Origin of the sequence: Pseudoalteromonas apostichopi, assembly GCF_030297135.1 — a bacterium.
GTDB lineage: Bacteria > Pseudomonadota > Gammaproteobacteria > Enterobacterales > Alteromonadaceae > Pseudoalteromonas > Pseudoalteromonas apostichopi.
Genome location: NZ_AP028065.1, coordinates 415,305 through 436,039 on the forward strand (window position 1 = coordinate 415,305; position 20,735 = coordinate 436,039).

Consider the following 20,735-nt stretch of genomic DNA (forward strand, 5'->3'; position numbering starts at 1 on the left):
ACCAATGCGAAAACACAGACCCACGATTAGAGACCACTCGGCTGAGGCAAACTTATTTGCTCGCCGTGCCTTTGTGGGCTTTGTGTTTGTTACATTGTTAATTGGTGTGTTGCTATCTAACCTGTACAACATCCAAGTTATTGATCATCAAGATTATCAAACACGTTCGAACGATAACCGAATCAAGGTCATTCCTATTGCTCCTAACCGAGGGCTCATTTACGACAGAAATGGCGTATTATTGGCTGAGAACAAACCTGTTTACAATCTTGAAGTGATCCCTGAAGAAGTTGACGATCTTGATAAAGCTCTAACAGAAGTAAAACAGATCATCGAAATTAGTGAGCAACAAAAGGCCGACTTTTTAGATGATATTAAGCACAATCGCCGTTTCAAAAGCCAAGTATTAAAGGCCCGTCTAGACGAGACTGAGGTAGCAAAGTTCTCTGTTAATCAGCATAAATTCCCTGGTTTTAGCATCGAAGCTCGGTTAGCTCGTTTTTACCCCTATGGTGATACCCTCACCCATGCCTTAGGTTATGTTGCCAAACTCAACAAAAAAGAACTCATTAAGCTTGAAGCAGAAGATCAAGCTACTAATTACCGTGCAACTCACGACATTGGGAAGCTTGGTATTGAGAAATATTATGAAGAGCTCCTGCATGGCATGGTGGGTTCACAGCGTGTTGAAGTGAATAACCGTGGCCGAGTTATTCGTACATTGAGCCTTACTCCACCTGAACCAGGTCATGATTTAGTACTCACCCTGGATATTGGCCTGCAACAAATAGCCCAGCATGCTCTAAAAGATATGCGTGGTGCCGTTGTCGTACTTGATGCAAAAGATGGCGGCGTATTAGCTCTGTATTCAAACCCCAGTTATGATCCGAACTTATTTGTACATGGGATCAGTAGTACCGACTACAAAAAGCTGCTCAACCCGGACCGGCCACTTATAAACCGAACTACACAGGGTCGTTACGCACCAGCATCGACAGTAAAACCTCTCATGGCTATTTTAGCGCTTGAGGAAGGCCTCGTTACCGAGCAAACACAAATGTGGGATCCGGGCTTTTTTCAGATTCCAAATGTCGATCACAAATGGCGTGACTGGAGGCGTTGGGGTCATGGTCATGTTGATGTTTACAAAGCCATTGAAGAGTCTTGCGATACCTACTTTTACGACGTTGCGTATCGTTTAGGCATTACTAAAATCAGTGATTTTATGTATCAATTTGGATTTGGTGAGTTATCTGGTATTGATATCCATGAAGAAACTTCTGCAATAATGCCATCTAAAGAGTGGAAAGAAGGTCGCTTTAGAGAGTCTTGGTGGCGTGGCGATACAATTTCAGTGGGGATCGGGCAAGGTTACTGGACTGCCACACCAATGCAAATTGCTAACGCAACCAATATATTGGTAAACCGTGGACTCGATCATCCACCACATCTTGTGCAAGTAGCCAAAAAAGAAAATGAAGTAACGCAAATAAACAATGACGAAAAGCCCCCAGTGGAACTAAAAAATCCTCATCATTGGCAAATTGCTCTCGATGCTATGCATAATACAGTGCACAAAGTCACTGGTACTGCACATAAAGCATTTAGAGGGGCAAGTTACGATCCTGCTGGCAAAACAGGTACTGCGCAGGTGGTAAGTATCGCACAAGGTGAACGTTACGACGCTAAGTCGCTAAAAGAGCGTCAACGAGATAACGCTATCTATGTTGGTTTTGCACCTTATAACGACCCGCAGATTGTTGTCTCTGTAGTTGTAGAAAACACTGGGGGTGGTAGTACGGTTGGAGCTCCTATTGCTCGTCAATTAATGGATTACTACTTCTCAGCTAACCCAATTCAAATTACCCAAAGTGACGCGCCATGATCCCATTAAATAAAAAGCGCTCAATTTGGCAGCGTCTACACCTCGATTTACCGCTACTTGTAGCCCTTTTGGCTATGATGGTTGCAAGTTTAGCGATTGTATACAGCGCCAGTGGCCAAGACTCTGCAATGATGATACGCCATGCAACGCGTATGTTTGGCGCTATTCTCGGTATGTTCATTCTCGCTCAGTTTTCGCCTAATACTTTAAAAAGCATGGTAATTCCGCTTTACTGTGTGGGGCTACTAATGCTGGTAGGAGTGTTATTATTTGGGGTTAGCTCAAAAGGAGCGCAGCGCTGGCTTGACCTAGGTGTAACCCGTTTCCAACCATCAGAATTAATGAAAATTGCTGTGCCTATGATGGTTGCTTGGTATATTGGTCGCAATCATCTTCCCCCTCGTCCACTGCATTTAATTATTGGTTTTGCCATAGTGATGGTGCCAACCATTTTAATTAAAGAACAACCCGATCTCGGTACCTCTATTTTGATAGCTAGTTCAGGTATATTTGTATTGTTTTTATCTGGGCTTAGTTGGCGCTTAATTGGCTTTTTATCAGCCTCAGTGGCATTAGCAGCTTGGCCATTTTGGCATTATGTTATGCTTGATTATCAAAAGCAGCGAGTACTTACCTTTTTGGACCCAGAAAGTGATCCTCTTGGCTCTGGGTATCACATTATTCAATCGAAAATTGCTATAGGCTCCGGAGGAATTGAAGGTAAAGGCTGGTTACAAGGAACTCAATCGCAATTAGAGTTTTTACCCGAACGTCACACCGATTTTATCTTTTCTGTTCTAAGCGAAGAGTTTGGCCTTTTTGGGGTTTGTTTATTGCTGTGTATGTACTTGTTTATTATTGGTCGTGGCTTGTATATTGCGGTAAACGCGCAAGATGCTTTTGGTAAACTTCTTGCCGGTGCATTAACCCTTACCTTCTTTGTTTATGTATTTGTAAATATTGGTATGGTATCTGGGTTACTGCCTGTTGTAGGCGTTCCGTTACCTCTGATAAGTTATGGTGGCACCTCAATGGTGACCTTAATGGCTGGGTTTGGCATTATTATGTCGATCGCCACCGATAAAAGGATGCTTTTAAAATAATGACACAGCGAGTCAATTTCTTATTAATAGCGTTATTCTCAATGCTGCTAGCAGCATGTAGTTCTTCGCAGCAAGGTCGCTATGCTATGGAGCATGATGCTGCGCCGCTTCGTAAACCGACCGAACTTGAAATGCAAGATGCGATAGTTACCCCTGTTGTTAAAAGTGCCAGCGCCAGTCGCCCTTACGAAGTTCGTGGTAAACGCTACACGCCAATGCTTGATGAAACAGGCTATGCAGAAGAAGGCATCGCTTCATGGTATGGCCGAAAATTTCATAATTATCACACCTCAAACGGTGAAGTCTACGATATGTTTGCAATGACAGCAGCTCATAAAACACTCCCTCTACCAAGCTTTGCCAGAGTAACAAATTTAGATAACGGTAAATCAGTGATTGTTCGTGTTAATGACCGAGGACCGTTTCATGAAGATCGGATTATCGATTTATCTTATTCTGCGGCCTATAAATTGGGTTATTACCGACAAGGTACAGCCCGTGTTAAGGTTGAGGCTGTTACCCTTGCAAATTCTGCCCCTCGTTTAAGCTACATTCAGGTTGCAGCGGGAAGTACTCTTGCTAATGTTGAGGCGCTCGCGTTTCAACTTCGTCAGCAATATCATGTGCCAACAAACATTGTTGAAAAAGATGGAATCTATCGATTACGTCTTGGTCCAATAAAAGATGCCGCAGAAGCACAGGCTGTTTTAGAAAAGCTAAAACAAAACCAATTTCAGAACGCGTTCTTGCTTTACAGTGAGTAAGACCTTTAGAATAGGTCAACGCAACATGTTTAACTTTAACCATTAATGAGTACGATGAAATCTATAAAATATAAAATCTTAAGTGGCGTTTGTGGCCTTGTTTGCACTGCTAGCGTATTTTCTGCAACAGCCCAAATTATCCCTGCCCCACCTCAAGTTAATGCGAAAGGTTATTTCTTGGTTGATTTCACCACAGGTAAAGTAATTGCCGAAGGCGAAGCTGATACAAAGCTAGCACCTGCTAGTTTAACCAAAATGATGACCAGTTATGTTATTGGTACTGAAATCAAAGCAGGTAATATTGCTCCAACCGATATGGTTACAGTGAGTGAAAAAGCTTGGGCAAAGAATTTTCCTGAGTCATCAAAAATGTTTATTGAAGTAGGTAAGCAGATCAGTGTTGATGACCTTAATCACGGTATCATTATTCAATCTGGTAACGATGCCTGTGTAGCTATGGCAGAACACATTGCTGGTAGTGAAAGTGCATTTGCTGATTTAATGAATGCGCATGCTGAAAAACTTGGCATGACTAACAGCCACTTTGTAAATAGCCACGGTTTAGATACTAACGAACACTTCACAACACCACGCGATATGGCAACATTAGGTGCAGCTCTTATTCGTGATGTACCAGATGAATACGAAGTATACGCTAAAAAATCATTTACCTTTAATGGTATCAAGCAGTACAACCGCAACTCACTGTTGTGGGATGAAAGCATGAATGTTGACGGTATTAAAACTGGCCATACGTCTGAAGCTGGCTATAGCTTAGTCACTTCAGCAACTAAAGACGACATGCGTTTAATCGCGGTGGTTATGGGCACTGAAAGCGAGCGTGCACGAAAAGTTGAAAGCAAAAAGTTACTTAACTATGGTTTCCGCTTTTTCGAAACAATTACCCCATACAAAGCAGGCGATAGCTTTGCAGAACAACGTATTTGGATGGGTAACAAAGAAAACGTATCGCTAGGTATCTTAGAAGACACGCCAATTACTATCCCGCGTGGTCAGCGTAAAAACTTAAAAGCAAACTTCGAGCTTGATAAAACGTTAGAAGCACCACTGGCTAAAGGAACTAAAGTAGGCACGCTTTTCTTACAGCTTGAAGGTGAAGAAATTGCTCAATACCCACTAGTTACACTAGAAGAAGTGGAAGAAGGTAGCTTCTTTAGCAAGATCTACGATTACCTGCGTTTACAAATTCAGTAATCTGCTAGTAAAGTTTATAAACGCCTTGCACCGCAAGGCGTTTTTTTTTGTCTGAAAAATGATAGAATGCGCCCCATATAAGTCGCGCTGGGTCGAGTGCGTCGTAATCTAAGTTTGCTTAACGCCAAGAAATGGCAGAGAACACCTCTATTAAGCATACTCACTGTTTGAGGAGTCACCGTCGTGGTTCAACCTGTAAAAAATACTAAGTTTGACGAGTATTTAGATTTTCCTTGCCCATTCACATTTAAAATCATGGGTTTAGCTAATGTAAATCTAACAGATCAGATCCTAGAAAAGCTGCAACCAATTGCACCTGGCGATTATGCGCCAAAGGTAAAACCAAGCAGCAAAGGTAATTACGAATCTGTAACGCTTGTAGCTACCGTTACAAGTAAAGAGCATATTGAAGAAATTTATAACGTGATCAGCAACATCGATGACGTACGTCACATGCTATAGACCGATTACGGAGTAAATCGTGAGCGAAAGAGAATTAATCGTTCGTCAATTAGGTCGTCAGCGTTACATGCCAATTTGGCAAAAAATGCAATCTTTTACCGACACCCGTGATGAGCACACAGCCGATGAAATTTGGCTCGTTGAGCACGAGCCTGTATTTACTCAAGGCCAAGCTGGTAAAGCTGAGCATTTATTAAATACCGGTGATATCGAAGTGATCCAAGTGGACCGTGGTGGCCAAGTTACATACCACGGACCAGGCCAGCAAATGATGTATGTGCTGTTCAACTTACGTCGTTTAAAAATAGGTGTAAGAGAGCTAGTTACATGGCTTGAAGAGTGTATTATTGACACGCTAAAAGAATATGACATTGATGCCTACGCCAAAGCAGATGCACCTGGTGTCTACGTAAACGATAGTAAAATCGCCTCATTAGGCCTTCGTGTTCGCCGCGGTTGCTCTTTCCACGGTTTAGCACTTAATGTAAACATGGATCTAGCGCCATTTTTGCGTATAAATCCATGTGGCTATGCTGGCATGAACATGGTGCAAACAACCGACCTTAACGGTCCGCAAAACCTCGAGCAAGCAGGTGCAGGGCTTGTAAAACACATGATTAAAAAGCTTAATGCTACTGTGGTTAAGCATACTGAAGGGTTTGAAAACGAATGAATAAACCAGTCAAAATGGAACCAGGCGTAAAACTGCGTGATGCAGAAAAAATGGCGCTGATACCAGTTAAAGTTTTACCGACTGAAAAAAACGAAATGTTACGTAAGCCAGAGTGGCTGAAAATTCGCTTACCTAAATCAACCGAACGTATTGATGGTATTAAACAAGCGATGCGTAAACATGGTTTGCACTCAGTTTGTGAAGAGGCATCATGCCCTAACCTATCTGAATGTTTCAACCATGGTACAGCTACCTTTATGATTTTAGGTGCTATTTGTACTCGTCGTTGTCCATTCTGTGATGTTGCACACGGCCGTCCATTAAAGCCAGATGCAGCAGAGCCTGAAAAGCTAGCGCTGACCATTAAAGACATGAAGCTAAGCTATGTTGTTATTACCTCGGTAGACCGTGATGATTTACGTGATGGTGGTGCACAGCACTTTGCTGACTGTATACGTGAAATTCGTAAGCACAACCCAGAAATCACCATTGAAATTTTAGTGCCAGATTTTCGTGGTCGTATGGACAGAGCCCTTGATATCTTAATCGAGACGCCGCCAGATGTATTTAACCACAACCTAGAAACTGCACCGCGTTTATACAAATTAGCGCGTCCTGGTGCTGATTATAAGTGGTCACTTGAGCTTCTACGTCGTTTTAAAGAAGCGCACCCTAATGTGAAAACTAAATCAGGTTTGATGGTAGGTTTAGGTGAAGAGATTAGCGAAATCGAAGAAGTGTTACGTGACTTACGCGAGCATAACGTTGATATGCTAACAGTAGGCCAATACTTACAACCTTCTAAGCACCACTTACCTGTTAAACGCTATGTGCCGCCAGCAGAGTTTGATGCATTAAAAGACTATGCAGACGAAATTGGCTTTACTCATGCGGCCTGTGGTCCATTTGTTCGCTCAAGCTACCATGCTGACCAACAAGCAGCTGGTAAAGAAGTGAAGTAAGACTTCTTATAAATATAAAAAGCCCGCATCAAGCGGGCTTTTTTTATGAAACAGACAATCAGCGCCCATATCGCGCTAAGAACAATTTCACGGTTTCACTAATCACTTTACTATCAGAGTCGCCAGCTTGACGTTCAAAGCCATACAGCAATGGATAAAAAATTAAGGACTTTAATTGATATACAAATTGTTTTGCAGCGAACTCAACATCATCAATATTTAAAGCCTGCGCTTGGTTTCCAGCTTCTAAAAACGACACGAGATCTTGCATGCAGCCCATGTTGTTACTAGCTAATGATTTAGCTAAATCAGGCTGTTTTAACATTTGCATGAAGGCTACTTTCGCCACTTTTAAAAACTCTTCAGAGGTTAGTAGCGCTACTTCTTGCTCGGCAATACAGGTTAACTGCTCTGCTATTGGCAAAGAAGCATCAAACACAACAGCTTGCTCTTGGCGTACTTTTTCAAACATAAACACAAGAATAGCCTGGAACAACACATCTTTATTTTCGAAGTGGTTATATACCGTACGCTTAGAGGCGCCCGCCAAGCTTGCAACCTGATCCATACTTGTATGCTCAACACCCTGCTGAAAAAATAATGTCTCTGCTGCATTCAAAATATCTAATCGCTTTCTTTGTGATAGTTTCATGTGCCCCTCCAATCAAGTTACTAGTGTACCGTAAAAACAAAAAATGCACTAGACAGTTTACTTTTACAACAAGCCACAAAAAACTACACAGGACATTTACTTATAATAAAAATTGAGATTTCAAAAATGGTTAGCAATCGCCACTCTATCTTGATATAACCCAATTAACCCCTCAACAAAAAGCATACCAAGCGCAAGTATCATTCAGTACCCAGTCGTTGCCGAGGTTTTAGAACTCAAGATACCAAGATTAATAACACTTAATAGTTCACTTGATAGAGTAATACCAATTCGCTCAATTAAGTGGTCTATTTTGAGGCAATAAACCCTCGTTGATAACAAGGCAAAAATTTCGTTATTTAGTTGTGATCGACAATTGCTCCTGCATGCTACCTTCTGCATCCATGCCGTCGTAAATAAGAAATTTTAACGCAGGTAGCGACAGGTTTAATCCCTCAAAATGATTAAGTATTATTGCGGACTGGCATAAAAGTGCATTATTACCCTTTCATCCTGAATAATTAGTTATTTGCAGACTCTTTCTGGACAGCCCCCCTTCTCGTCCCATATAGTGAAACCTTGTGCAATCAACCAGAAAAACTATGACAACTCACCTTAAATATGCAAGCTTGGCACTTGCAGTTGGTTTATTCGGCTGCTCTGAGCAACCAATATCTAGCGCTAATAAGCCAAGTGCTGAAAACCATGAAGCCGTTAACATTGCCAATGTGCGCTCACATATTAAAACACTTGCCTCTGATGAATTCTTAGGCCGTGGCCCTTTGACTGAAGGAGAAACGCTGACCATTAACTATTTAGCTGACGAGTATAAAAAACTCGGCTTAACAGGTAGTTATAATGGCGAGTTTTTACAGCCAGTTACTATGGCAAAACTCACCCCAGATCAAAACATGACCCTAAAAGTGGGTGATTTAAGCTTTAATGCTGGCAGTGATTTTACCGCCCGCACTCAGCAAATTAACCCTGAGATTAATATTGATGGTTCTGATGTAGTGTTTGTTGGCTATGGCATTAATGCACCAGAATATAACTGGGATGATTTTGCTGATATTGATGTCAAAGGCAAAACCATTATCGTACTTGTTAATGATCCAGGTTTTGCGACCCAAGACGAAGCACTTTTCACAGGTAATGCCATGACCTACTACGGCCGTTGGACTTACAAATATGAAGAAGGTGCACGACAAGGCGCAAAAGCGGTATTCATCGTTCACGAAACAGCTCCTGCGGCATACCCTTGGAGCGTAGTTGAAAGCTCGAACACTGGCAGTAAATATACCTTAATCGACCAAGAGAAAAATGTTTCCGACATTCCTGTTATGGGTTGGATTGATGAGCAAGCTGCAAATGAAATCTTTGCTCAAGCCGGCCTTGATTATCAAACTGAAAAAGCCAATGCATTAAAAGCAGATTTTAAACCCGTAGATTTAAACGCTAAGGCAGAGCTGACACTGCAAAGTGATATCTCTCAAGCTCAGTCGCATAACGTTGTTGCAACCCTAAAAGGCAGCGAAACTCCTGATGAGTACATTGTAATTGGCGCACACTGGGACCACTTTGGTACGAAGCAAACTGATGACGGCGTAAAAATCTATAATGGTGCTGTAGATAATGCATCAGGTAGTGCAGCAACAGTGGAAATAGCCCGAATTCTTACCGAAATGCATAAGCACAAGCCATTCAAGCGCTCTATTATCTTTGCCAACTTTACGGCTGAAGAAACGGGGCTTATTGGTTCTCAGCAATTTGCGACTGGCGAAATTGTACCAACCAAACAAATGGTCGCGTTGCTTAATATTGATGGTATGAACGTGCTAGACGGCGTTGACTACATATTACAATACGGTAAAGGCATGTCTGAGATGGAAGACTACCTTGCAGATGCAGCTAAAGCACAAGGTCGTCATGTAAAAATGGACCCTCGTCCTCAAAATGGTTTGTTCTTCCGCTCTGATCACTTCTCTCTAGCTAAACAAGGCGTTCCAAGCTTACTATTTATGAGCCTAGGCGATACAGATCCTGATTATATTGCTCATAAATATCATAAAGAAGCTGACGACTATTCAGCCGAGTGGTCTATGGGTGGTGTTGAGCAAGATATTGAACTGATCGTTGATATTGCAGCCAAGCTTGCTAATAACGGTGATTGGCCAAAATGGAAAGCCGAGTCTGACTTCAAAGCTCGCCGCTTACAAGACAAGCAATAGCCTTCGCTTAGATATAAAAAACCGAGCTATTAGCTCGGTTTTTTATTGATTAATATTACTCACTTATCTTAGCTTTTAATGACTGTGCTTCTTCTTGCACTTCATCAGGGCCATTCGCTATCACATCTTCAATAGCTTGCAGTGCTGCATCAAAGTCGTCTATTTCGATATATGCCCTTGCTAGGTCCAGTTTAGCTGAGTAACCACCACTTTCGGCATCAACATCAGTTGGATTATCACCTGCAAGTAAGTCATTAAAATCACTCAATCCTACATCCATATCAACCTCGTCATAAGGTTCATGGTCTAGAGCTTCATCATCACTTTGTTCAAGTAATGAATCAATATCTACAAACTCATCAGCTGTAGCTTGTTGCGCTTGTTCATCTTGATCCTCTAAGGCCGCTACTTCAGGTTCAACTGTCTGTTGACTTTCACCCTGTAAGTCTTCATTTAATAGGGCATTAAAATCAACATCAAATTCACTGGCATCAGCAATATCAGCTTCATCTGGCTCTGCTAATTCATTTAACAGCGCATCAAAGTCTGTTTGAGTGAGATCAGCCATAAAATCATCATCGATTTCATCATCTGACAGCTCACTTAAATCAGCCTCGTCAGCTAAATTAGACTCGATATCAGCTAATGTTTGCTCAGCTTCTGCAGCATCATCAAGTTCAATATCGTCTAATTCGAATTCAGGGAAATCCTCTAATTCGTCTTGGCTTTCAGCAACCTCATCATCAATTGGCTCTTCGCTAGTTAACTCTGTTGTGCCTTCGTTTTCTGATTGTTCCGGCAAGTCGCCCTCAGAATCAAGAACATCATCTTCTGTGAATTCATTATCAAGCAAGATGTCATCATCAAAATCATCGTCTAACTGACCAAGCTCATTACCCGTTGCTAATGAGTTAGCAAGGTCTTGCTCTGCCTGACTTAACTGTAATGGCTCATCTTCGTCTAACTGATTAGAAGTGTCTTCATCAGATTCATCTAATTCAAAACCTGCTTCATCTAGCTCAAGTTCTGGATACTCTTCCAACTCTTGGCTAGGAGTCACCGTATCTTGCTGTAATGGCTCTTCATCGGCAGTTAAATCAAATTCATCGGTTAGGTCTTCATCTGCAAGTGGATCATCGCCTAAATCAATTTCAACTTCTTCAATGTCTTGCTCTGGTTCATCTATTGACCAATCTGGTGCTTCGACATAATCATCTTCTTCACCAATTTCATTTAATAACTCATCAACGCTTTTCAGTGATGAATCATCAAATTCATCTAGACTATCATCTTCATCTAATAGCCCATCGCTATCTTCATTAAACTCTTGATTTAACGCCTCATCAATATCAACTTCGTCACTATCATCCGCGCCATCAACCAACTCAGAGGCAATCGATTCAACATTCATGTCATCAACAGCTTGATCTGCATCGGCTAAATCTTCTAGCGACTCTTGTAGATTCTCATCATGCTCTGCACTGTCACTCTGTTCATGGCTTAAATCTGAGATCTGCGCTTCGGTGTCTTGCTTCAGCTCATTTGTTTGCTGAATAAGCTCTTCTAGCTCATCATCAACGTCAGAGTCCTGCTCATCACTGCTCTCTTCATCAAGCAAAGAGTCGATATCTGCTACATCTAGTTCATCATCTTGCGCAGCATTGTCATCAATATCTGAATCACTATCATCTATTAACTCAGGTTCTTCTGACTCTGCATCAACTTCATCGAGTAATGAGTCGATGTCATCAGTATCAAACTCATCGCTTAAATCATCTGTAATAGGCTCTTCGGTAGGCTCTTCAGCGGATTCTTGTTCTGGCTCTTGTACTTCATCTAATAATGAATCAATGTCGTCAACATCAAGAGCATCATCAAGCTCGTTTTCATCGATTAAATCGTCTGCACTAGGTTCTTCGATTAGCTCTTCAACAAGCTCTGCTTCAGGTTCTTGCTCTTCTTGTGCCTCATCTAATAATGAATCAATGTCGTCAACATCAAGAGCATCATCAAGCTCGTTTTCATCGATTAAATCGTCTGCACTAGGTTCTTCGGTTAGCTCTTCAACAAGCTCTGCTTCAGGTTCTTGCTCTTCTTGTGGCTCTAGATCGTCTTGTGCTTCATCTAATAACGCGTCAATATCGTCAACATCAAGAGCATCATCAAGAGCATCATCAAGCTCATTTTCATCGATTAAATCGTCTGCACTAGGTTCTTCGATTAGCTCTTCAACAAGCTCTGCTTCAGGTTCTTGCTCTTCTTGTGGCTCTAGATCGTCTTGTGCTTCATCTAATAACGAGTCAATATCGTCAACATCAAGAGCATCATCAAGCTCGTTTTCATCGATTAAATCGTCTGCACTAGGTTCTTCGCTTAGCTCTTCAACAAGCTCTGCTTCAGGTTCTTGCTCTTCTTGTGGCTCTAGATCGTCTTGTGCTTCATCTAATAACGCGTCAATGTCATCAACATCCAGTGCATCATCATGGTCATCGTTTTCTACTGCATCATTCGCTTCAGCTGTTGGCTCTTCTGTTTGCGCTTCATCAATTAAGCTGTCGATATCAAGATCATCTTCATCAATGAGTTCATCTGCACTTGCCTCTTCGACAGGCGCTTGTTCTTCATGAACTTCATCTAATAGCGAGTCAATGTCATCAACATCCAGCGCATCATCAAGGTCATCGTTTTCTGATGCATCATTCGCTTCAGCTGTTGGATCTTCTGTTTGCGCTTCATCAATTAAGCTGTCGATATCAAGATCATCTTCATCAATGAGTTCATCTGCACCTGCCTCTTCGACAGGCGCTTGTTCTTCATGAACTTCATCTAATAGCGAGTCAATGTCATCAACATCCAGTGCATCATCAAGATCATCGTTTTCTAATGCATCATTCGCTTCAGCTGTTGGTTCTTCTGTTTGCGCTTCATCAATTAAGCTGTCGATATCAAGATCATCTTCATCAATGAGTTCATCGGCACTTGTCTCTTCGACAGGAGCTTGTTCCTCTTGAACTTCATCTAATAGCGAGTCAATGTCATCAACATCCAGCGCATCATCAAGATCGTCGTTTTCTATTGCATCATTCGCTTCGGCTGCTGGCTCTTCTGTTTGCGCTTCATCAATTAGGCTGTCGATATCAAAATCATCTTCATCAATAAGTTCTGCTTCAACGTTAGTTGTTGAAGCATCATTATTTTCATCGAGTAAATCATCAATATCGTCTAGGTTTACTTCTTGATTAGAATCTGTGTTATTTTGCTCATCAATTAAGCTATCAATGTCAAAATCATCTTCAGCGTCATCTTCTGCGAGCTCTTCACTAAGCGCTGCCATTTCATCATTCGCGTTATCTAACGAGTCATCTTCATCAGTATCAAATAAGTCGTCAATATCGTCAGCACTTAAAATATCACCAGATGAATCAGCTTGAGGCTGCCCACTATCAAGGTCAATTTCATCACCCAAACTGTCGTCATCGGTTTGATCGAAATCTTGCTGCAAAAATGCATCTAAATCATCATCGTCAGCATTACTTGAAGATTCATCATTAAACTCGATGTCATCACTTAATAGCCCTTCTAGCTCATCTTGATTTAGAACACTGTCGTCTTCATCAAAGCTATCATCAATGCTGTCGTCAAAAATGATGTCATCATCTGGCAACATGTCTTGGTCTAAGTCATCATCTAAACGAACACTCAAGTCGTCATTTTCTTCAACCGGATCTGGAACTAGTGGATCATTTTCTACTATCGACTCTAACTCATCATCAGGATTATAACTTGGACTTTGTGGTAAAAATTCATCGTCGTCACTGGCATCAGTGTCATCACTAGAGTTGTTACGTTTTTTCAAAAACATCACAACGGCAGCAATGACTAGCAATGCAGGAATAAACATTAATGCACCGAGAACAAATGGGTTACTCAGTAAATCCGAAAAGTTGAACCCACTGTCCTCTTCAATCTTTTTTGCTTTTTGCTGCTCTATGATTTCATTTTGTTTAGTGATCAGTTCTTTCAGCTGCTTTTGAATTTCACTGTCTTGGCCAAGTTGATCTCGAACGGTTTCAAGCTCTTTAGAGATACCTGTAAGTTGTTTTTTGAGCTTATTGTTCTCTGCTAAGATTTCTTCAACATTTTCAACCGACGATTTAAACTGCTTTTGTAACTCGACAAGCTGCGTGCCCTGTTCTGTTTTAATGGTGTTGATTTCTTGCTTAAGCTCTTGCTTTGCTTCGTCTACATCAACTTTACGGGCTTGGGTGACTTTCTTTTGTGATTCATTGATTTCAGCGGTAGTCAAAGTACCGTTTTTCTTCTTTTCCCATAGTTCATCATCTTGTTCAGAACGCGCTTTTGCTAGCGTCGGATTGACCGCACGCATTTCAGCAATAGTTGGGATTTTTAGATATGCGCCATCACGCATATGATTAAGGTTTTGGTCTAAAAATGATGATGGGTTTTTGTCATACAAAGCTTGCATGACCTGATAAATACTTACAGAGTTGTCAGGGCGAATTTTAGCGGCAATGCGCCATAATGTATCGGTCGGCTTAATTGGACCAATAGAGCGCCCCTGCGCACCGTAATCGACACCTTTAGGGCCTTTAAGTGTGGTGCCTTCATCAGAGTATGTCGGTGTTACCACCAATGCAGACGCTAATATGAAGAGTGTTGCTAAACCGCGCATGCTGATCCTTTATGTTTTAAATGTTAACACAGCAACCTTAGTTGCTTAAACATCAAGTAATTCTTGCAGAATTGATTCTTAATTATGTTTTCTTGCAAGCTCTATTCCAGCTGCAAACTATAACTTAGTTGCCTTGCAATATCTATTGCAACACCTTGATAGTAAATAGCTTAAATAATAGCGGCTGAGAGGCTTTTTTATTGTTATCGTTAAGTTTATACGCTTTTACAACGTATGCGGCAATAATTTGGCAGTGAATTCACAAAAAAAGCGGCAAATTGCCGCTTTTTCTCAAATTTAGCTCAGCCTAAATCATCAGTTTACAAGTAATTTGCGATTAGCTCTTCAGCAATCTGCACACTATTTGTTGCTGCACCTTTACGCGTGTTATCACTAACAACCCACATATTTAAACCATGAGGATGCGAAATATCAGCACGTAAACGACCCACGTAAACCGTGTCATTACCACTGGCGTCTGACACCGCTGTTGGAAAATCGGCTAAGTCTTCAATAAACTCTACACCTGGTGCATCGTTTAATAGCTGCTTAACATGTTCGATATCTACCGGCATACGCGTTTCAATATTAATCGCTTCACTGTGACCAAAGAACACGGGTACACGAACACAAGTAGGGTTAACCACAACACTGTTATCACCTAAGATTTTTTGTGTTTCGTTGACCATTTTCATTTCTTCGCGGGTATAACCGTTATCTTCAAAACTGTCGATTTGTGGGATCACGTTAAAGGCGATTTGTTTAGGGAAAACGGCATTATCCATTGGGCGTGCATTCATTAAGTTCGCTGTTTGTTTAGCTAGTTCATCAACCGCTTCTTTGCCCGCACCTGATACTGCTTGATAAGTTGATACGTTAATGCGGTCAATACCATAAGCGTCATAAATAGGCTTTAACGCCACCAACATTTGAATAGTTGAGCAGTTAGGGTTTGCAATGATGTTGCGGTTTCTGAAATCAGCTAAGCTTGATGCATTCACTTCAGGAATAATTAATGGTACGTCAAAGTCATTACGAAAGTGTGATGTATTATCAATCACCACACAGCCTGCGTCTGCCGCAATGGGTGCGTATTTTTCAGAGACACTACCGCCTGCTGAAAATAAACCAATGTGAGCTTGGCTAAAATCAAACTCTTCAACATCGATTACTTCAAGGCTTTCACCGCGAAATTGAATTTCTTCACCGGCACTACGGCTACTTGCGAGTAAAAATAATTGGTCTACCGGAAACTTACGATCTTCCAAAGTTTCGATAATTTGACGACCCACTAAACCTGTGGCACCTAATACGGCTACATTAAATTTTTGCGACATGTGTTTTCCTCTTTTGAATAAAGCAAATGACTTTATTCGTTAATTCTAAATCCCAGTGCAGCTAATGCGCCTTCACATGCACTGTTAGCAGCCACCGACAAAGTACTAAACTCTCGTCGTGGCGGGTAATTCTTACGCAAACTATCAAAGCCTTCGCTTGCTAATTTACTTCGTAAAATGCCATCGTCACGACGCACATCATAAATTAAGTGCACCAAGCGGCCGATATCGTCTTGGTTAAAGGTTTCACCTAATGTGACAGAATGACTAATTGGCTCTGGTAAAAAGTCGTCCAGAGATTTAAGTGCTGCGATACCTTCAAGCTCACATACTTTCTGATACAGCATTTGTGTACCGCGGGCCTTACCTTCGAGTGTATGCCCTGCAATATGCACGCTGGCATAACGCACATAATCAAGCAGAGGAGTCAGTATATTGGGTTCGTTTTCCCAAACATCAAGCACGCAATCTAATTTTGCGCCTTGTTTAAACAGTGCAAGCAATGCTTTGTTATCAATCACATCACCACGGCTTGCATTGATAATAGTCATTCCAGGCTTAAGTGCCTTTAAGCGCGTTTCGTCTAGCATGTGCAAGGTTTTATGTGGCCCTTGCTTAACCAGCGGCACATGAAAAGTTACGATATCAGCTTGAGCTAATAATGCGTCTAACTCAATATGCTCTGCCAACTCACCGGCTTCATGTTTTGGTGGATCGCATAGCAGCACATTCATACCAAGCAGGCTTAGCTTATCACGTAAACAGCTGCCTATGCTGCCAACGCCAACTATACCTATAGTTTTACCTTGTAATGAGCTGGAATTTTCTTGGCTCAAAGAATATAAACTGCTAATAACATATTCAGCGACTGCAACTGCATTACAACCTGGTGCGCTACTAAATGCTATATTTCGCTCAGCGAGTAGTTCAATATCAATGTGATCAACACCTATAGTTGCTGTGCCCACAAATTTTAATTTACCTGCTTGAGTTAATAAGCTTTTATCTACATTCGTAACAGAGCGAGTTAACAAAATATCGACCCCGACAAGCTGCTCTGGCTGTAGACTACGACCATCAAATCGCTCAACATCACCAAAATCGGCAAAGTACTGCTCAACCAATGGCATATTTTGATCTGCAAGAATTTTCATTTGTGTGTCCGAAAGGCAGAAAGTGGCGCTATTGTAGCGAATTTATCAGTATTCGGATAGGTAACAACTAAGACGATTTTGGGGTTATTTATGTGAAAAAGCCGAGCAATTGCTCGGCTTTAAGCAAATACTGGAGAGGTTTAACCTTTATATTTGCTCATTACTAGTGTGGCGTTAGTGCCACCGAAACCAAAGCTGTTAGACATTACATTGTTAAGTTCAACGTCTTTACGCTCAGTTACGATATTTAGACCTGCAGCTTGCTCATCTAGTTCATCAATGTTGATAGATGGAGCAACAAAGTTATGCTCAAGCATTAATAACGAGAAGATTGCTTCGTGAACACCTGCTGCACCTAAAGCGTGACCTGTCATCGCTTTGGTTGCACTGATCATTGGTGAATTACCACCAAATACTTCTTGAATAGCACCAAGCTCTTTAACGTCGCCAACAGGTGTTGAAGTACCGTGGGTATTTAAGTAATCAATACCGCCTTCAAGACCTTGCATTGCTTGTTTCATACAACGAACTGCGCCTTCACCTGATGGAGCTACCATATCGTAGCCGTCAGATGTTGCACCGTAGCCTGTGATTTCTGCGTAAATATGCGCGCCACGAGCAAGTGCATGCTCAAGTTCTTCAACAACAACGATACCGCCACCGCCAGAGATAACAAAACCGTCACGGTTTGCATCGTATGTACGTGATGCTTTCTCTGGTGTTTCATTGTACTTAGTAGACAATGCACCCATTGCATCGAATTCCATAGCGAGTGTCCAGTGAAGCTCTTCACCACCACCTGCAAAAATTACGTCTTGCTTACCTAGTTGAATTTGCTCAACCGCATGACCAATACAGTGTGCTGATGTCGCACACGCAGAACTTATTGAATAGTTAACACCTTTAATTTTGAATGGTGTTGCAAGACACGCTGAAGTCGTACTCGCCATAGTACGCGGTACCATGTATGGACCAACACGTTTTACGCCTTTTTCACGTAAAATATCAGCCGCTTCAACTTGCCATTTAGATGAACCACCACCTGAACCCACTAATAAACCAGTGCGCTCGTTTGAAACTTGCTCTTCACTAAGGCCTGCATCTGCAATTGCTTGAGACATTGAAATATAAGCGTATGCAGCAGCATCGCCCATAAAACGCATTGCTTTACGATCAACAAACTCTTTAACATCAATATCGATTTTGCCAGATACATTACTACGTAGGTTGTAGTCAGCAAATTCTTGGTTGAACGCAATACCACTACGGCCTTGTTTTAATGATTCTAATACTTCTTCTTTGTTGTTACCGATGCTTGAAACAACACCGATGCCCGTAATAACGGCTCTTCTCATGGGTAATTACCTTAGCTCTATACTAAATTGTGTTCTATTTTACGCTGAAATTACTTTCGAAGTGGTCAGCTTTCTAGCGTACACATGTACTCTGAATGTCTAGCTTATAAATAACGCCAGACTATTTCAAAGAAAACACGTAAAATAATGAAAAAAGTTTGTAGTTAATTAGTTAAACCATGATCAAAAACGCACATATTCATTTTAATCACCTTGGTACCCCTGTCGCCGATCAGTTTGACGATGTTTATTTCTCTAATGACGATGGCTTAGCCGAATCACATTATGTGTTCTATCAACAAAACCATATCCCGCAACGATTACAAAATCATGACCGTAACCACTTTACGATTGCTGAAACAGGCTTTGGTACGGGGCTTAACTTTTTAAATACTTGGCAACACTTTGCTGCTTACCTTGATAGGCAGCATGCAGAGCTAGAAGTTCAAAATCAACACGACCTTAGTGGTAAAAAAGCTGACAAAAAAAGTGTTAACCGCCTGCACTTTATCTCTTTTGAAAAGTTTCCTATTAAGCGTGATGATCTCGCCCAAGCACTCAAAGCCTGGCCTAATTTAAATGAATATAGTGAGCAACTGATTGCTCAATACCCTATTAATCTGGCAGGTTGTCATCGCCTTGAATTTGCAGGCGGCAAACTAATACTCGATCTTTATTTTGGTGACGTGCAAGACAGTATTGATACCATGAGCTACCCAAGCGAAGGGGTTGTTGATGCGTGGTATTTAGATGGCTTTGCACCAAGTAAAAACCCAGATATGTGGCAGCAAAGCTTATTCAACAAGATGCGAGCTATCTCAAGAGCAAACGCCACACTCGCCACTTTCACGGCCGCAGGCTTTGTAAGAAGAGGACTCATCGAAGCGGGCTTTAGCATGAGTAAAGCAAAAGGCTATGGCAAAAAGCGCGAAATGCTGATTGGCGAGCTCACCGAACCTAATGAGCAACAATCAGGGCCTGCGTATTTTGCTCATCAGCAAAGTGAACTGAGTAATGTAGCTGTTATCGGCGGCGGTATTGCCAGTAGCAGTGTACTGTATTCACTGGCAAAAAGAGGCCTAAAAGCCACGCTTTTTTGCCAAGATGAAGCGCTTGCCATGGGCGCTTCACATAATGTGCAAGGAGCTGTTTATCCGCATCTACAAGCGAAGAATTCACCGCACAGTGAAATGTTTGCCCATAGCTTTTTATATGCGATGCGTCTTTACCAGCAATTACTTGATGATGGTTTTGACTACCCTCACCAGTGGTGTGGTGTATTGCAACATGCAGTTAAACAAGGTCTAGCAGATAAACATCAAAACCTTGCCGATAAAGCGCTTTGGCCAGCTGAATTAATGCGTAATGTAAGCGCTGAAGAAGGTGACGAAATTGCCGGCGTGGATACGGGTTATTCAGGTGTATTCTTTGCAAAAGGCGGCTGGGTAAATCCACCAGCTCTGGTTAAAGCACTATTTAATGCCGCAAATTCTTTAAGTGCGACTACCAATAATAAAATGGACAGTCACTTTAATTGCCATATTGAAAAGTTAGAAAAAACCGCTGATGGCTGGTTATTACACTCTAAAGAGCAAACATTCGGACCATTTAGCGATGTAATTAACTGTGCTGGTGAACACAGCGATCAGTTCAGTCAAACTCGCGCTCTGCCCGTTGTGGGTGTGCGCGGCCAAGTCTCGCATGTGCAAGCAAGCGAGCAGTCAAAACGCCTAAAGACCGTGCTTTGCCATAAGGGCTATTTTACCCCTGAATATCAGGGTCATCATTGTATGGGCGCGACCTTTGAAAAAAACTCAAAAAGCCGTGAAGTTAAAGAGCAAGACAACCACACCAATCGCGAACAACTATTAAGTTTTTACACAGACAGCGAGTTTGCAACGACCTTAGGTGAGATAACAGCGGCAAAAGCAGCAGTAAGATGCACCTTCATCGACCATCTACCCATGGCTGGTGAGTGGGCTGAACAAAGTGATTATGTAAGCGCGTTTGCTAATCTTCGCTTAGGTAAGCGATATCAGTACCAAACTTTAACGAAACCTCTGCAAGGCTTGCATGTACTCACTGGCTTTGGTGCAAGAGGCCTGTGCAGTGCCCCTTTATGTGCAGAGCATTTAATTGCTTGTTTAAGCAATGAACCAAGACCATTTAGCGAACGCGTGAGTCAAGCTATTCACCCCGCCCGCTTTATTGTACGCGACCTAATTCGTAATAAAATTTAAAGGGGCTAAAAA

At 41.7% G+C, this 20,735-nt stretch carries 14 protein-coding genes; 9 read left to right on the forward strand and 5 right to left on the reverse strand.

Going from position 1 to position 20,735, the window contains the following annotated elements; all coding sequences use genetic code 11:
* Window positions 1-4 precede the first annotated feature (4 nt).
* From mrdA to lipA, 7 genes are all read left to right on the forward strand, one after another.
* Window positions 5-1,885, forward strand: a complete 1,881-nt coding sequence (mrdA, locus tag QUE86_RS01870) for a penicillin-binding protein 2 (RefSeq protein ID WP_130051161.1) — start codon at window positions 5-7, stop codon at window positions 1,883-1,885.
* On the forward strand, window positions 1,882-2,988 hold the full coding sequence (gene rodA, locus QUE86_RS01875) for a rod shape-determining protein RodA (protein ID WP_167658325.1): 1,107 nt from the start codon (window positions 1,882-1,884) through the stop codon (window positions 2,986-2,988). The genes mrdA and rodA overlap by 4 nt, the downstream gene beginning before the upstream one ends.
* Entirely contained in the window at window positions 2,988-3,752 is a 765-nt protein-coding gene (locus tag QUE86_RS01880; protein WP_130051159.1) for a septal ring lytic transglycosylase RlpA family protein, read from the forward strand. Before rodA ends, QUE86_RS01880 begins: the two co-directional genes overlap by 1 nt.
* A 54-nt stretch (window positions 3,753-3,806) precedes the next feature.
* Window positions 3,807-4,967, forward strand: a complete 1,161-nt coding sequence (locus tag QUE86_RS01885; protein ID WP_054551673.1) for a serine hydrolase — start codon at window positions 3,807-3,809, stop codon at window positions 4,965-4,967.
* Window positions 4,968-5,150: 183 nt separating this feature from the next.
* Window positions 5,151-5,429: a DUF493 family protein YbeD gene (gene ybeD / locus QUE86_RS01890; protein ID WP_054551674.1), complete on the forward strand. Its 279-nt coding sequence runs from the start codon at window positions 5,151-5,153 to the stop codon at window positions 5,427-5,429.
* Between the two features lie 19 nt (window positions 5,430-5,448).
* Window positions 5,449-6,102: a lipoyl(octanoyl) transferase LipB gene (gene lipB, locus QUE86_RS01895; protein ID WP_167658326.1), complete on the forward strand. Its 654-nt coding sequence runs from the start codon at window positions 5,449-5,451 to the stop codon at window positions 6,100-6,102.
* Window positions 6,099-7,064, forward strand: a complete 966-nt coding sequence (gene lipA / locus QUE86_RS01900) for a lipoyl synthase (protein WP_130051157.1) — start codon at window positions 6,099-6,101, stop codon at window positions 7,062-7,064. The genes lipB and lipA overlap by 4 nt, the downstream gene beginning before the upstream one ends.
* A 58-nt stretch (window positions 7,065-7,122) precedes the next feature.
* On the opposite strand, the gene QUE86_RS01905 is transcribed toward lipA, so the two are convergent.
* The gene (locus QUE86_RS01905; protein WP_178927169.1) at window positions 7,123-7,716 is read right to left on the reverse strand and encodes a TetR/AcrR family transcriptional regulator; all 594 of its coding nucleotides are present in this window, start codon (window positions 7,714-7,716) and stop codon (window positions 7,123-7,125) included.
* A 602-nt stretch (window positions 7,717-8,318) separates the two neighbouring features.
* On the opposite strand from QUE86_RS01905, the gene QUE86_RS01910 reads away from it, so the two are divergent.
* Window positions 8,319-9,944, forward strand: a complete 1,626-nt coding sequence (locus tag QUE86_RS01910) for a M28 family metallopeptidase (protein WP_130051154.1) — start codon at window positions 8,319-8,321, stop codon at window positions 9,942-9,944.
* A 55-nt stretch (window positions 9,945-9,999) separates the two neighbouring features.
* Here QUE86_RS01910 and QUE86_RS01915 read toward each other — a convergent pair whose 3' ends face one another.
* From QUE86_RS01915 to fabB, 4 genes are all read right to left on the reverse strand, one after another.
* The gene (locus QUE86_RS01915) at window positions 10,000-14,637 is read right to left on the reverse strand and encodes a FimV/HubP family polar landmark protein (RefSeq protein ID WP_286258856.1); all 4,638 of its coding nucleotides are present in this window, start codon (window positions 14,635-14,637) and stop codon (window positions 10,000-10,002) included.
* 320 nt (window positions 14,638-14,957) lie between these two features.
* Window positions 14,958-15,974, reverse strand: a complete 1,017-nt coding sequence (locus tag QUE86_RS01920) for an aspartate-semialdehyde dehydrogenase (RefSeq protein ID WP_130051152.1) — start codon at window positions 15,972-15,974, stop codon at window positions 14,958-14,960.
* Window positions 15,975-16,006: 32 nt separating this feature from the next.
* The gene (locus QUE86_RS01925; RefSeq protein ID WP_286258860.1) at window positions 16,007-17,128 is read right to left on the reverse strand and encodes a 4-phosphoerythronate dehydrogenase; all 1,122 of its coding nucleotides are present in this window, start codon (window positions 17,126-17,128) and stop codon (window positions 16,007-16,009) included.
* 140 nt (window positions 17,129-17,268) lie between these two features.
* A complete protein-coding gene (fabB, locus tag QUE86_RS01930) occupies window positions 17,269-18,483 on the reverse strand; it encodes a beta-ketoacyl-ACP synthase I (protein WP_130051150.1) in 1,215 nt (404 codons plus the stop codon).
* 179 nt (window positions 18,484-18,662) lie between these two features.
* On the opposite strand from fabB, the gene mnmC reads away from it, so the two are divergent.
* Window positions 18,663-20,723 carry a bifunctional tRNA (5-methylaminomethyl-2-thiouridine)(34)-methyltransferase MnmC2/FAD-dependent 5-carboxymethylaminomethyl-2-thiouridine(34) oxidoreductase MnmC1 gene (gene mnmC, locus QUE86_RS01935; protein WP_286258863.1) on the forward strand — a complete coding sequence of 687 codons (2,061 nt, stop codon included), beginning with the start codon at window positions 18,663-18,665 and terminating at the stop codon, window positions 20,721-20,723.
* Window positions 20,724-20,735: the final 12 nt, after the last annotated feature.

Coding starts and splice junctions, on each gene's coding strand:
- mrdA (WP_130051161.1), top strand. CDS start 5: ATGCGAAAACACAGACCCACGATTAGAGACCACTCGGCTGAGGCAAAC.
- QUE86_RS01885 (WP_054551673.1), top strand. CDS start 3,807: ATGAAATCTATAAAATATAAAATCTTAAGTGGCGTTTGTGGCCTTGTT.
- QUE86_RS01905 (WP_178927169.1), bottom strand. CDS start 7,716: ATGAAACTATCACAAAGAAAGCGATTAGATATTTTGAATGCAGCAGAG.
- mnmC (WP_286258863.1), top strand. CDS start 18,663: ATGATCAAAAACGCACATATTCATTTTAATCACCTTGGTACCCCTGTC.
- rodA (WP_167658325.1), top strand. CDS start 1,882: ATGATCCCATTAAATAAAAAGCGCTCAATTTGGCAGCGTCTACACCTC.
- lipA (WP_130051157.1), top strand. CDS start 6,099: ATGAATAAACCAGTCAAAATGGAACCAGGCGTAAAACTGCGTGATGCA.
- QUE86_RS01910 (WP_130051154.1), top strand. CDS start 8,319: ATGACAACTCACCTTAAATATGCAAGCTTGGCACTTGCAGTTGGTTTA.
- QUE86_RS01880 (WP_130051159.1), top strand. CDS start 2,988: ATGACACAGCGAGTCAATTTCTTATTAATAGCGTTATTCTCAATGCTG.
- QUE86_RS01915 (WP_286258856.1), bottom strand. CDS start 14,637: ATGCGCGGTTTAGCAACACTCTTCATATTAGCGTCTGCATTGGTGGTA.
- fabB (WP_130051150.1), bottom strand. CDS start 18,483: ATGAGAAGAGCCGTTATTACGGGCATCGGTGTTGTTTCAAGCATCGGT.
- QUE86_RS01920 (WP_130051152.1), bottom strand. CDS start 15,974: ATGTCGCAAAAATTTAATGTAGCCGTATTAGGTGCCACAGGTTTAGTG.
- QUE86_RS01925 (WP_286258860.1), bottom strand. CDS start 17,128: ATGAAAATTCTTGCAGATCAAAATATGCCATTGGTTGAGCAGTACTTT.